Source organism: Tenacibaculum sp. DPLXC6 (genome assembly GCF_056815515.1).
This window is the reverse complement of record NZ_CP141806.1, coordinates 1,224,445-1,239,409: the sequence shown is the minus strand read 5'-3', so window position 1 is coordinate 1,239,409 and position 14,965 is coordinate 1,224,445. Positions and strand designations below refer to the sequence as shown.

Genomic DNA, 14,965 nt, shown 5'->3' with positions numbered 1-14,965 from the left:
TATAAATAAAAAAGGCTTAGCTATAAACATTCTTTTAAGCTGTCCATTCGCTAAACTGCCCTTCGGCTTGTTGCATAATTTCTTCTAAAATTTCATTAAGTTTCGATAAACTTACTTTCTTTCTCAATTCTTTCTTTACGGCTAACCGTATGGCTGCTTTTGCATTTTCTTTTTTTGTCCAATCAAACTGAAGATTATCCTTTACAGCTTTTACAACAGCATGTACGATATCTTGAATGATTCCTTCTTCTTTTATAATATCTTGTTTGGCAGCAAGTATGTCATAAAATGCTAATTCTTCTTCACTTAAACCTAATTCTTTAATTCTTTTATCGTCATTTTGTAGCTCTTTAGCACGCTCTATCATTTCTACAATTGTAGCGTAACTATCTAATGCATTGGTATGGTATTTATCTATAACTTTTTCTAATTCTTCCTTTAAAGAAGTGTATTTTTTTATGTTTTTATGAAGACGAAGTTTGATTTCATCTTTAAGAATATTTTTTATCAATTCTATTTTTAATGCATGTCCGTCTTTTTCTTGTTTAGCACCTAATAAAAAGGTTTCATCCAAGATTGAAATATCAGGTTTTTCAATTCCTGCCATGGCAAACACATCTACAATATTCTCAGAATCGATACTTTGGCTAATAAGTTCTTTTATTTTTTCTTTTTGTTCACCTCTATTACCTGGTATTGATCTTGCATTGCGAATTGCTTTAGATACGTGTTGCGCAAATAATACAGCTGCTGTATATTCTTGTATTTCGGGTTGACTTTTTACGATAGACAATAAACTAGACAACGTTTTTTCTGCTTTCATATAATTGTTAGCGTCTTCATCGTATTTAATTATATGATTTACGGCCTTCTTCACCAATAAAACTTTATCAGCATCACGTAAACGTTTCCAATCAGTATAATCAATGGTCGCAGGTATAAATGCTTTGCATATTTCAACTTGATTCATAAACAACTCTAAAGCTTGTTGTATATCTATGGTCGGTTTCCCTTTTCCTCCGTTTCCTGTGTATTTACCAGTGGCTGATTTTAAATTATCACCAATACCTATATAATCTACAATAACACCGTTTTTCTTATCTTTTAAAACCCTGTTGGTTCGGGTAATGGCCTGCATTAAATTATGACCTTTCATAATTTTATCAATATACATGGTATGAACACAAGGAGCATCAAAACCCGTTAACCACATATCTCTAACAATGACAATTTTTAAAGGATCGTCTTCCTTTTTAAATCTTGCTTTTATGCTTTCGGTAGCCTCTTTAGTTCTTATGTGTGGATTCCATGCTACGGGGTCTTTAGAAATATTCCCTGTCATAACCACGGCTACTTCTGGGCAATTCTCTAAAGCCGTTAGGGCATTGTACATTTTTACGCAGTTACGCCTGCTCATGCAAACTACCATGGCTTTTCCTGCTAAAGTGTTGGTTCTATTGGTATAATGATTTAGTATGTCTTTGGCTATTTTATCTACACGGTCTTTACTACCCGCTGCATCTTCAACAGCAGCCCATTTTAAGTTACTGTTGTCTTCAATATCTTCGGTTATCACATCAACTTCGGCATCAATATTTTCATTCCATAAATGCAGTTTAGCCAAACGGGGTTCGTAAAAAATGTTTACGGTAGCGTTGTCTGCAACGGCTTGTTTTATATCGTAGGTATGAATTACATTTCCAAAGACTTCTTGTGTATCGGCATCTTTACTATCAATAGGTGTTCCTGTAAAACCAATAAACGATGCATTTGGTAATGCTTTACGTAAGTTGGAGGCAAAACCATCTAATAACCCATATTGTGTTCTGTGGGCTTCGTCTGCCATCACTATAATGTTTTCTCGTTCCGACAAAATAGGATGTTCCAATTCACCTAAAGCATTGTCTGTGGTTTGTTTTAGCCTGAACTTTTCAATGGTAGTGAAAATAACACCTCCTGCACCTGCACTTAACAAGTTCCTTAAATCGTTGGTGGTGTCGGCATGCTGTACATCGCCCACCAAATCTTTTGCGAGTACAAAGTTTTCATACAATTGTCTGTCTAAATCACTACGATCTACTTGAACTACAATGGTTGGATTTTTCAAAGCTGGTAAACTGCGTAAAATACCTGTGTAAATGGCCATAGAAATACTTTTACCAGAACCTTGAGTATGCCAAATAACCCCAATACGACCATCACCAAGTGGGCGTACTGATTTCTTAGCTGCTGCTACCGCAAAGTTAACACCGAAAAACTGATGGTATTTAGCTCCTTTTTTTATGAGTGTACCATTATGGTCTTCATGAAAAATGAAGTTTTTAATATAGTTTAAGATTCTGTCTTTTGGAAATAGGCCAAATAGTAAAGTATGCATTTGAAAATCATCTTCTTGAACGGTATCTGTACCATTAATGCTTTTCCAAGCAGCAAACCACTCCATACCCGAACTAAACATACCATGTTGCGCCTCGTTACCATCGCTAATAATGGTTATGGCATTGTATTCAAATAACAACGGAATGTCTTTTTTATAATGTTGTATTTGGTTGTGAGCCTCTTTTATATTGGTGTTTTGGTCGTACCAATTTTTCAGTTCAAATACAATTAAGGGTAATCCGTTAATGTAAATAATAATGTCTGGGCGACGTTTGTTTTTTCCTGTAATGCTAAACTGATTCACCGCCCAAAAGTTGTTATTTTTTTGGTTAGTAAAATCTATAGGGTATATATGTACTGCTTTTTCTTTGCCAGAAGCATCTTCATAAGCAAACTCTAAGCCTTTGGTGAGTTTTAAATGAAACGTACGGTTACGATGTGCTACATCTGCACCAACATTATTCGTGAATTCCGCAACTGCAAGCTTTTGAATTTCTTTTGGAATATCTGGATATTGTTGCTGTATAAACTGAAGTAATTGATCTTTTAAAACAACTTCTTTAGTATGGTTTTGGGGTAGGGTAGTACCTAATTGGTGTGTATATCCTAAATCGGATAACCAATCGATGGTGGCTTGCTCTATGGTTGCTTCTGTTGTCATAGTATGTTATTGTGAGGAGAAACGACGTGGTAATCTTTCTCTTTCTTTATTTTATCATTACTTTTTCTATTCAATGCAAATTTTTTACTGTTCGTTATTGTTTTTAAACCGTCATTGCGAGGTACGAAGCAATCTGTTTCTTATTTGTCATTGAGAGCGGAGCGTGGCAATCTTTTTATCGTACCGTTTTTCATAAGATTATATCACTCTACCCAATAATATTTTCTACCTGCTCTCTAAACTTTTTTAAACGGACTTCTCCACTAATTAATTTTGGTAATAGGGTGTTGCGAAGTTTTGTTAGGGTTTGATTTTCATCTTCATTTGAAAAAATCAACCTGGAAATTGAATAAAACTCGTTTAAAACCTCTTGAATAATTGAATCTTCTTTTGGCATTGCAATACCAATTGAGAGTAAGTTGCTTTTATTCAACTTTGGTTGTACGGCTCCCGTTAAATAAGGGTTCATATCTATTTTGGAAATATGGCAAATAATCAATTTATTAATTCCATTTTGTTTTCCTTTTAAAATATGTGCATGATTATTAACCCAGAATTTCCCAACAGCACTAAAGCTAATTGGAGTTTTTCGTGAACGCAAATTTTCTCCATCTTCAGATATAATCACATATTCTCCATCAAAAATAAAACTATCAATGTTATCAATTATACCAGATGCTCCATAATATGGATATTCACCTTTTCTTTTATTCCTTTCTCGTGTACTTAATGGAATTCTTTTGGAATTTAATATGTGTGCTAAATCATCTAACCTTTTTTCTTCCCAACCTTTAGGAATTCGTCCCAATTCGCTTTCAACAAACTCACCATCTTGGAAAGGACCAAAATCTACAAACCAATGTTTGTATAGTGCCATTGCCATGTCTTCTAAGGTTTTGTTAATGGCTAGGTTGTTTTCTATTTTATCGTCTATGGCTGATAAAATGTTTGCTATAGCTTTTTGTTCTGGGAGCGGGGGTAATTCTAGTTTTAAATTTTGAAACGCTTCTTTAGCAATTCTTTGTCTTCCAGAAGTACCAATCATATTCGACTCCGCAAATTGTCTAACAAAAGGTTCTCTTGATAGATAGTAAACAAAATCATTATCAGAAATATTTTCTTTACCTCTAAAAACAAGAAATTCAGTTGAACCAAAGCCTTTGTTGTTTTTTAATCCTTTAACTTGGCATATTTTACCATTTTGTAAACAAGGCGTTATTCTAGCAAATAATGTATCACCATTTTGAAACTTTGCACCACCTTTTAATTTTTTAGTAGCTGAAGGTAAAACTTTTCTACTATTGGGGTTCAAGTCTTTCATCTCCACAAAAGGATATTCCTCACTAGAATTAAACTTCATTCTAGGGTTTATATCTATGAAGTCAAAAAGGTTATATGTGTTCCAGTTATTTGGCATTGATTAAAGATTGTTAAAGGTAAAACGTTTAATAAAAGAATAGTGTTTTTGAAATACATGTATCTTCTGATATATAAGAACAGTGTTATTAAGCTTTAGTATTTCCATAAGTTTATCCTTTAATTTACCATTTTTATCATTTATATTAAGAAAAGAATGCAAATTCGTATCTTCGTTACTAATTATATTTAAGCAATTTTCAAATGGTTTTACCAGTTTTTTATATTTACCCAATGGTAATGCAATTAAAAACATAACCGCTAATAATTCACCTTCTTCTGTTTCGTTAGTATACTTAAAATCTTCATGTGCTTTTATAACCCTATAAATATTTACAAACCGTTTTAAAGCTCTAGGGTTGGTACCTAAAATATCAGACATACTTTGTAAAAGTTCTATTTCTTTATCTGAAAACTTTAAAGACTCAATAGTTACTTTAGTAATTGTTTCTAGCGGTATTGGAGCTGGTTTTGTGTCGCTTTTTGAGGTCTTTTTTTCTTTTTTATCTTCTTTATTATTTGATCCAATTCCAGTTTCACCTTCTTCTCTATCTTCTTTTTTTTGCGATTCATCTTTAGCCACTACTATTTCTGGTTGCGATTCGGCTAAGGTCTTTAACATGTGTTTCACGCTTTTATCTTTTGCGGCTTTTAGTTGAAACGGTACTTGAAATATTTTTTCTAAATAGCCAGAAGGCTCAATAGTCTCTGAGTTTTCTATTTCGCTTTTATTACTGAATTGTAATTTATGTTTTTTTGTTAAGGCATTTTTTACCCAACGTGGATCTACACCAACGACTACCACAAATAATGGATATGCCATTAATAAATTAACAGCTTCAAGCACCTGTACAACACGATCATCTGAACAACGATCTAAATCATCAATATATAAAACAATACGTTCTAAAGGCTTTTCAAACTGTTTTTGAAAAGCCTCCGATTCTCCAGAATTATTTACTTCATCATGATGTCCACTAAATAACTCGCTTAATATTTCAAAATCTTTTCTAATTATAGAAACAATACCTAGGTGCTTTTTATAATCGTTGCTTATAGATCGTTTTTCTATAAAATTAAAAAGAGCTTCCGTAGTTACTGTATTTTCTAGCCTGTATTCAATTTCTAGTTTAGATTGTTCTGCTTGATTAATTTGTGTATTAATTCTTTGTATTTCGGTTTTATAATTTTCAATTTCAAACTTTAAGGCTTTTTCTTCTTGGTTCACTTTAAAAATTGCGTCCTTCTTTTGAAGTTCATAATCTTCTTTAATTTTCCAGAAAGTTGAAACTAGTGGTTGTAGCTGTTTAAAAGTTTGAATATTTCTGATAATAAAACCACCAATTATAGTAATAAAGTACCATGCTTTAGTAGGAAAAGTAAAATCTGTTTTACCTAAAAAATGGTTAGTCAAAAAGACTATCCCTTTTATTATTATTACTAATATTAGTATAAGAAAAAACCAAGCTAAATTACCTTTCCAGCCAGTTCCTTTGAAGAAAGTTTTAACAAAAGTATATTTAGATTTTACTTTTTTGTATAATTCTGTTGGGTTTTGCCAATACTCTTCAGGTACTATTTTACTAAATTGTTCGGTGGATTTATTGAAAGAATTATTTGAAGCTAAAGTATCTTTTACTTTTTCTGAAATATTAAAAGATTTATCTAATTGATTTAGTGCTTTTTTTAATGATTTATTTTTTATCTCATTAATTTTTCCCTGAAGTGTTTTTGCAGCCTCTCCTTTTTGAAGTTCTAAAGTTTTAATTTGACCATCAATACTATCTCTTTGATGTTCTAAATCAACTATTTCTTCCTGTACTAGATTTAATTTTTTTGTGATTTTTTTTACAACATCATCTTTAATGAGGCTAGCAGCGGTATCATTTTTTATATAGTCATGTAAACCTTCAAATATTTTAGTGATTATACTTGCCCATAAATTAGCATCCATGTACGACCATGCATTGAAGTGTACATGGGCAATACCATTACAATACGCATTTTTATTATCGTTTTTTGAAAGTACTTGAATACGTTCTTTTAACTTGCGCATAAAAAAACTTTTTCCAGACCCCCATTTACCTAAAAGAGCAATTGCTAGAGGTGGTTTAAAGCTTTTAGCAGCGATTACTTTGGCAAAGGCGTTTACATCTTTTGAAATATCAAGATAATCTCTTCCAGAATCTGCATCGCTTAATAAACCGGCTATGGTAGTTGTAGAAGTAATTACCTCTTGTTCTTTATCAGATTTTAAATTTTCTTTTGTTTTTTTCTTTTGCTTTAAATTATCAAATATACTTTCAACGTTTGGAACATTTTTTATAACATTCTCTAATATAACAGAAATGTCATCATTCATGACTCTAGCAAATGTTCTTCTATACTTGCTTAAACCTTCAATATCTATATAGGATTCAAATACATACCAATTAACATCTAGATTATGACCATCTTTTTTGTTGTTAATAATAATACCTATTGCCTTTAATCTGAGAATACCAATTTTCCCCTTAGCAAAGGCTGATTTCAAGAAAATAATATCACCTTTTTTAGCTTTATTTACAGTGTTAGTATCAATGGTTTCGTTCCCATTTTCCCAGTTACTACCTTTAATAAATCGAGGCATTTGATCTACATCGTCCCATAAATGACCTGCAACAAAGTAACTGATATTACCTAATTTATTTCTTAGATTTTCTTCTTTTATAACATCTTCATAAACTGAAGTTACTGGTTTTACGTTGTCTTTTAAATAACTAGTAATATCTGACCTTTCAGCTTTATCAGAATCAGGTTCTATTTTATTAAGACTATCATAAAACTCAAGCCCTTTTTTATGCTTGGGAATAGAAATGACAAATTGTATATAATTCAGATATTTACTGACAACTCTTTTTGTTATTTCATAACTTGTTTGAAAATCAAGCCCACCAGCTCCGGTACCCATTAAAGGCAGCCAGATTTTTTTACCTTCTAGAAATTTTGAATTGTTCTCTATTCCTTTTTTTAGATTGTTTTCTAAGTTAATCCTTGTGTCAACGTCCCCAACTGTAACTACAAATAGTACAGGTTTTAGAGATTCAGATTTAAAAAAATTATACCCTTTTGTAACATCAATATTGTCAACTTTTGTAAGGTCATAACCATATCTCGTTAAGACACTACTATTTAACTGACCTAATGTGCCATATTGATTGACTGAAACAATAGCTACATCAAAATCAATAGGATTATTACCAATTTCTATTTTTAAATCTGTATAACTACTATTCATATTTAGAATTTATCAAAATTATCTAAAATCTGTTGTTGCAATTCATTCCCTTTAATAAATTGGGCTTGTAATTGAGCTTTTAAAGAAGTCATTTTTTCTTCAAAAGGAATACCATCGTCTTCAACCGCTTCGGTACCTACATATATACCTGGGGTTAGTTTGTAGTCTTGTTTTTGTACCTCTTCTAGGGTTGCGCTGTAACAATAACCAGCTTCGTTTTCATATTGGGTTGATTGCTTCGCTTCGCTCGCAATAACGTTTCGCCAATTATGATAGGTTTCAGTTACCTTGTTGATGTCATCATCTGTAAATACACGTAACTTTCTGCTTTCCATAGTTCCCATTTTTGAGGTATCTATAAACAGGATTTCATTCGTACGTTCTCTATGTTTTCCGTCTTTACCATCTCTATTTTTACTCAGTATAAAAATACAAGCAGGTATTCCTGTAGTTAAAAATAATTTGTCTGGTAAACGTACAATACAATCTACCATACTATTATCAACCATATATTGGCGTACATTTTTCTCTCCTTTATTATTAGAGGTCATCGCTCCATTTGCCATCACTACACTTGCCGTACCCGTATTGCTTAAATGACTCCAGAAGGTTTGCATCCACATGTAATTGGCATTACCATCGGTAGTAAATTCATCTTTAGGACCAAACAATCGAGGGTCGTTTTCTGGTAAGTCTTCAGGGTGCCATTGGCTAACATTAAAAGGCGGGTTTACAATAATGAAATCTGCTTTTAAGTCTGGGAATTTATCTTGTAATAAAGAATCACCTAAACGGACATCAAAAGATAAATCGCGTAAAGCTAAATTCATTTTACATAAGCGTAAGGTACCATCGTAACGCTCTTGACCGTAAATAGAAATGTTTTTCTTGTCTCCATCATGGGCTTGTAAAAACTTTAAAGATTGTACAAACATACCCCCAGAACCACAAGCTGCATCAAAGATTTTACCTTCGTAAGGTTCTATCATTTCCACTAACAAACGTACAATACTACCAGGCGTAAAGAACTGTCCTGCACCAGAACCTTCTGCAATGGCAAACTTACCAATGTAATATTCATATACACGTCCCAAAATATCACTATCTGGATTTTCTTTTTCTGATAATTTAGGGTTTGCCAATAGGTTAATTAAACCTGCTACTTGTTTAGCTGTCAATTGACTTTTAACGAAAATACGTGGTAAAATACCTTTTAAATCGGGTCTATAGGTGGCTAAGGTTTGGTCTAGCAAATCAAAAGCATCATCTACCAGTACCTTAATATTGTCTTGCTCGGCATTGTCTTGTAGAAATTGCCAAGTAGCTTTTTCTGGAATGATATAGGTGTTTTTAGATAGGTATTCGTCTGGGTCTTCTAAAACGTACTTTTGTTCTTCTTCGTCTAAAGTATAATAGTCTGAAGCTTTATCTTGTAATAAGTTTTTAACGTATCTCTACGTAACTCATACCGTTCAGAGATGTGTTTTAAAAATATTAAAGGTAATACATAGTCTTTATATTGATTCTCAGCGACAGCACCTCTAAGTTCATTTGCTGCTTTCCATAACTCTTTTTCAAAGTTAATATCTGCTTTTGGTTGTTTCTTAGGCATTAATATGTATAGTAATTAGTAAGCGTATTATTTGATATAATCATAGCGTAATTATACTAGGGATTAAAAGTAATAAAATGATTTATTATATAAAGCCGTAGTTGTTCTATTATATTTCACTCTTTGTTTATTTGGAGGTTTCTTTTTAATAAGAAATCTAAAATAACAAAACCCGTACAATTACCCTACGGAAAACCATAAGAAAACATGAAAAAGCTATAAGTGTTTTAAAATAAGATGTAGTGTAATGGTAAACGGTTTAAAAGTATACAAACCGTAATAGAAAAATGTTTGTTTTTAGAATTTTGTTAGTTGTTAGTAGTGTTATTTAAAAATGAAGCAAAAGACAAGGAGAAGTTATATAAAATATAGAATTTTGGTAGATTGCGGCTTACATAAAAACATACATACTATGAAAAATAAGATAGAAGAATTGTTAGTGGTAATTTCAACAAAGTTTCCAGAAATAAGAGAAACATTACCACCAGGAGCTAGTGATACAGCAATAGCGCGTATAGAAAAAGAAACTAACTTACCAGTACCGCAATCGTTAAAAGACTTATTAAAAATAACCAATGGAGACGAGAAGTGGGGTGAAAGCCCACACGGATTTTTTAGCTATTTTTTATATAGTTGTAATCGTATTATTGATACCTATAACTTTTTTAGAGAACACGAAAACGAAGCTTATCCAGATAGTGTTTATGAAAAAGATTTGGTGAAAAACATTTTGTACAGTACCAAGAGGTTACCCTTTGCTACCGATGGCTCTGGTCAATACCTGTGTATTGATTATGATCCGGCAGAAAAAGGGACTTACGGACAAATTATTTACTTACCATGTGCAGAGCCAGAACCTGTTTCGGTTATTGCTGATAGTTTTGATGATTTTGTAGATTTCCTCATTGAAGAATACAAAAATGATCGATTTTATATTGATGATGAAAGAACCGAATGGGGTGAAGAAGAATGGACAGAATGGAGGCAAGACCAACAAAGTGATTATAGCAAAGTAGAAATTATTTTTGGACACACCCGTAGAAATGATTGGACAGATATTGCTGATAAATACAATAAAAAGAAAGGAATTATAAGTAATTAATTAGTTATTGTCATCATTACGAGGAGGTAGGACGAAGCAATCTTTTTCTCGTTTCTCGTCATTTCGACCAGCGGGAGAAATCTTAATGTTATGAGTAACTTTCATTCAAGAGATTACGTCACTTTCCACTTCGACTACGCTCAGTGTCCGTTTGTTAGGACGTTATTATTGGTTTCCGTCATTGCAGGAGGCAGAGGAGAGTATGAATAACCGACCTATTTTTATTTTGCTAGAATTCAAGGTTATGGAGTACAAGAGAATCCAAAGAGTTTACGGTCTGGATTCGAATACGGAATACAACGTAGAATTCAAAAGAAGAAAAAGAAGTTTTGATTTTTTGCTTCGTTTTGTATCAAGACAAAATGAAAGTATGCGTTTATGAATAACTCCAATTTATGAGATTACGTTACTCACTGTATTCTGATAATAAGGATGTTTTGTTTATTGTAGTATTATTCTTTTTCCATTGATGAAAAAGAATCAAAAAATCTAGTCTTTCGAAACCTTCACTCGAAAATTAACATCCTCGAAACTAAATGAAAAGAACTCGCTATCGCTCAAACAGCTTTTCATTTTTAACGTTTCTTGCGGTGTAATTTTCGGTTTGTTTTCTGAGGACGTTTTATTACCGTCATTGCGAGGAGGTAGGACGAAGCAATCTGTTTATCGGTTACTGTCACTTCGAATATATGTGTGAGATCTTAAGGTTATGAGTAGCCCACATTCATAAGATTACGTCACTTCACTACGTTTCGTTCGTAATGACGTTATAGGAGTCAGAGAAGAGTATGAATAACCGACCTATTTTTATTTTGCTAGAATTCAAGGTTATGGAGTACAAGAGAATCCAAAGAGTTTACGGTCTGGATTCGAATACGAAATACAACGTAGAATTCAAAAAAAGAAAAAGAAGTCTTGATTTTTTGTTTCGTTTTGTATCAAGACAAAATGAAAGTATGCGTTTATGAATAACTCCTATTCATGAGATTACATCATTCCACTAGGTTTCATTCATAATAACGTTTTAAATGTCAGTTCGAGTGATTTTGTGTAACGTAGTGGAACAAAATAGTATCGAAAACCTTATTAGTACCGAATACTTCTCGATACAAAACTCCTTTTATTATGTTTTATGAATTTCACTCGAAGTGATAGTTGGGGGAATTGGAAAAAAATCTCTACTGTATATTGTTTATAATGATGTTGCTATGTTAAAAAATAAAGGTTTTTGTTAAAAAGCTCATAACGAAACGTTAACGCTACAATAAGTCTAAAAAATCTACGATTTACTATTCAAAAGAAATTCTCCCCAAAAAAATTGTAACCTTTAAAATTTATATATTATGGAATTGAATTTAGGATTATTAACCACAAAAGCAGAATGTGATACCGCTATTGAAATCACTACAGCAGAGAAAACCTTATTAGAAAGAAGACTTCGAAATTTAGGGGAATCGTTAGAAGACAAGGCAGAAAGAACCACCACCGTTAAAGAGGGGATTGTGAGTGTAAAAGCTATTATTGCTGGTTTTGAATCGGCATTAAGTGTTATTACCGACGAAAAGGAAAAGCGTAGTTTGGAACTAAAAATTGAGCGTGAAGAAACGAAGTTAAAATCGTTAGAAAATCGAAATGCCAATTACAGTTCTGTAAATGTGTTAGAAGATCAAATAGATCATCAACAACTAGAGGCGCAAGTAACGGTATTAACAGATGCAATTGCACAAATTGAAACTCACAAAACAACGTTGGCTGCCTAAGCTTCTTTTAAAGTCCAATCATAGTATTGGACTTTTTTGGGTGTTTTTTGTACACCAAAAAAGTTATGATTTTGAAAAGTGTACAACTGGTGTACACTAAAATAATTGCGAACTAAAAAAGTGTACAAGAGGTGTACACCCAAAAAGATGTTACTTTAAAAAGTGTACAAGCTATGTTAGAGAAAATAAGACTCTTTTTTTATTGTTCTATTAGTGCAGTAGCTAATTATTTAGAAGTATCAACCGATACAGTAAAGTCACTATCGTTAAAACGGAGAAATTATAACTTACAACAGTTAGATAAACTGATTCCGCTATATAAAGCACTGGAATTAAAAACATCTGTTACTGAATTAACACATGCTACTGCCTTTATAGAGGAAGAACAACAAAAAGCCATACCTGAATTAGAGCGATTACAGAAAAAAGTGGCTAAAAGTTTACGAAATAGACAAGAAGCTTTAGAGGGATTACAAAAGAAAAGAGCAATAGTATTACGAGGGTTACATGCGTGTACAGCGTTATTACATCAAAATAATCTAACAGTAAAAGATACAAAATGGATTACTCAACGAAAAAGACATCTGGAGTTGGTATTACTAGAAAATGATTATGTAAAAGAGGTTAAGTTACAAAGTGAAGTGGCGGGGTTACAAACTACTTTTGATAAGGTGTTAGAGGAAATTGAAAGGTTGAAAAGTATGTAATTGTGTTTTCTAAGAAGGTCTATTCCTGTTACCTCTAACCGATGTGAGAGGTCTCAAAGTTATGAGTAACTCTTAATAATTAGATTTCTTACACTTCGCTAGCGCTCGGTTCGAAATGACATTTTATTATCGTAATTGTGAGGAGTAGAGAAGAGTATGGAAAAACACCGACCTATTTTTATTTTAGTAGAATTCAAGGTTATGGAGTACAAGAGAATCCAAAGAGTTTACGGTCTGGATTCGAATACGAAATACAACGTAGAATTCAAAAGAAGAAAAAGAAGTCTTGATTTTTTGTTTCGTTTTGTATCAAGACAAAATGAAAGTATATGTTTATAAGATTACGTCACTTTCCACTTCGACTACGCTCAGTGTCCGTTCGTAATGACGTTATTGTTGGTTTCCGTCATTGCGAGGAACGAAGCAATCTTTTTCTCTACTACTGTCATTTCGACTAGGCTCATTATTCGTTTGTATGATATTATTCTTTTTCCATTGATGAAAAAGAACCAAAAAATCTAGTCTTTTGAAACCTTCACTCGAAAATTAACATCCTTGCATTTTTAACGTTTCTTGCGGTGTGATTTTCGGCTTGCTTTCTGAGGACGTTTTATTATCGTAATAGCGAGGAGTAGAGAAGAGTATGGAAAAAATCGACCTATTTTTATTTTAGTAGAATTCAAGGTTATGGAGTATAAGAGAATCCAAAGAGTTTACGGTCTGGATTCGAATACGGAATACAACGTAGAATTCAAAAAAGGAAAAATAAGTCTTGATTTTTTGTTTCGTTTTGTATTAAGACAAAATGAAAGCATATATTTATAAGATTACGTCATTTTCCACTTCGACTACGCTCAGTGTCCGTTCGTAATGACGTTATTGTTGGTTTCCGTCTTAGAGAGGAGTCAGAGAAGAGTATGGGAAAACACCGACCTATTTTTATTTTGCTAGAATTCAAGGTTATGGAGTACAAGAGAATCCAAAGAGTTTACGGTCTGGATTCGAATACGAAATACAACGTAGAATTCAAAAAAAGAAAAAGAAGTCTTGATTTTTTGTTTCGTTTTGTATCAAGACAAATGAAAGTATGCGTTTATGAATAACTCCTTATCATAAGATTACGTCACTTCACTGCGTTTCGTTCGTAATGACGTTTTAAATGTCAGTTCGAGTGATTTTGTGCAACGTAGTGGAACAAAATAGTATCGAGAACCTTGTTACAATCCAATAATTCTCGATACAAAATTCCCTTCACTACATTTTGTAAATTTCACTCGGAGTGATAGTTTGGTATTGTCTTTATTTTAAAGAGTAAGAAATCTTATTAAGAGTATTCGTAAGTACGTCGTTTTTCTAACCAAGAGCTCACACTACCTAATTCGCGTGCTTGATAAAAATTATTTTCTCGTAGAATACAATCGTTAGAAGCATTAGTGTCTATTTTAATAAATCGATATAAAACTAATTTTATAAGAGACTCTCTTACTGACTCGTAGGTAGCTCCGTTATTTTTATTATTGTTAATTACTTCTTGAATAAAATTATCAATTCTATTAAACTTGGTGTTAGTTAACAAGGCTTTAAAAACTACTTCTTCCATAATTCATGATTTTATGTATACAAAACTATCTATTTGAATAAAGGTTTAAAAGGTGATATATGCAGAAAAAAATGCGGATTTCCGAAGTGTTTTTATCGTTGTTGTGAAGAGTGGGGAGGGAGTAACCTGTTTTTAGACTATCGTCACCTCGAATATTATCGAGTTCAAAATATATTTTGGAAGAAGATAGCCTACGAAGTAAGTTGAGAGGTCTCAAAGTTATGAGTAACTCCTATTCATGAGATTACCTCACTTCACTACGTTTCGTTCGTAATGACGTTATTGTTGGTTTCCGTCATTGCGAGGAACGAAGCAATCTTTTTCTCGATTATTGTCATTTCGAAGGAGTATGCGACTGAGAAATCTTTAAGTTGAGAGTAATTTACATTCTTGAGATTACGTCACTCCATTGTATTAATAAAGATATTTTGTTTATTGTAGTATTGTTCTT

The 14,965-nt window shown here is 32.5% G+C and carries 9 protein-coding genes; 3 read left to right on the top strand and 6 right to left on the bottom strand.

Annotated elements, in window-relative coordinates:
* Positions 1–34 precede the first annotated feature (34 nt).
* The 5 genes from VCM48_RS05500 to VCM48_RS05480 all read right to left on the bottom strand — a co-directional run bounded on the left by VCM48_RS05500 (position 35) and on the right by VCM48_RS05480 (position 9,345).
* The gene (locus VCM48_RS05500) at positions 35–3,040 is read right to left on the bottom strand and encodes a type I restriction endonuclease subunit R (protein ID WP_482271920.1); all 3,006 of its coding nucleotides are present in this window, start codon (positions 3,038–3,040) and stop codon (positions 35–37) included.
* Positions 3,041–3,248: 208 nt separating this feature from the next.
* Positions 3,249–4,457, bottom strand: coding sequence for a restriction endonuclease subunit S (locus VCM48_RS05495; protein WP_482271919.1), 1,209 nt, complete (start codon positions 4,455–4,457; stop codon positions 3,249–3,251).
* A gap of 3 nt (positions 4,458–4,460) precedes the next feature.
* Positions 4,461–7,733 carry a P-loop NTPase fold protein gene (locus tag VCM48_RS05490; RefSeq protein ID WP_482271918.1) on the bottom strand — a complete coding sequence of 1,091 codons (3,273 nt, stop codon included), beginning with the start codon at positions 7,731–7,733 and terminating at the stop codon, positions 4,461–4,463.
* A 2-nt stretch (positions 7,734–7,735) separates the two neighbouring features.
* Positions 7,736–8,986, bottom strand: coding sequence for an N-6 DNA methylase (locus VCM48_RS05485; RefSeq protein WP_482271917.1), 1,251 nt, complete (start codon positions 8,984–8,986; stop codon positions 7,736–7,738).
* Between the two features lie 149 nt (positions 8,987–9,135).
* A complete protein-coding gene (locus VCM48_RS05480; protein ID WP_482271916.1) occupies positions 9,136–9,345 on the bottom strand; it encodes a type I restriction-modification system subunit M N-terminal domain-containing protein in 210 nt (69 codons plus the stop codon).
* Between the two features lie 412 nt (positions 9,346–9,757).
* Here VCM48_RS05480 and VCM48_RS05475 point away from each other — a divergent pair, with 412 nt between their 5' ends.
* The 3 genes from VCM48_RS05475 to VCM48_RS05465 all read left to right on the top strand — a co-directional run bounded on the left by VCM48_RS05475 (position 9,758) and on the right by VCM48_RS05465 (position 12,914).
* A complete protein-coding gene (locus VCM48_RS05475) occupies positions 9,758–10,447 on the top strand; it encodes an SMI1/KNR4 family protein (protein WP_482271915.1) in 690 nt (229 codons plus the stop codon).
* 1,343 nt (positions 10,448–11,790) lie between these two features.
* The gene (locus tag VCM48_RS05470; RefSeq protein ID WP_099213877.1) at positions 11,791–12,207 is read left to right on the top strand and encodes a hypothetical protein; all 417 of its coding nucleotides are present in this window, start codon (positions 11,791–11,793) and stop codon (positions 12,205–12,207) included.
* Positions 12,208–12,380: 173 nt separating this feature from the next.
* The gene (locus tag VCM48_RS05465; RefSeq protein WP_482271914.1) at positions 12,381–12,914 is read left to right on the top strand and encodes a hypothetical protein; all 534 of its coding nucleotides are present in this window, start codon (positions 12,381–12,383) and stop codon (positions 12,912–12,914) included.
* Between the two features lie 1,324 nt (positions 12,915–14,238).
* Here the strand turns inward: VCM48_RS05465 and VCM48_RS05460 are convergent.
* Positions 14,239–14,514 carry a hypothetical protein gene (locus VCM48_RS05460; protein ID WP_482271913.1) on the bottom strand — a complete coding sequence of 92 codons (276 nt, stop codon included), beginning with the start codon at positions 14,512–14,514 and terminating at the stop codon, positions 14,239–14,241.
* Positions 14,515–14,965 lie beyond the last annotated feature (451 nt).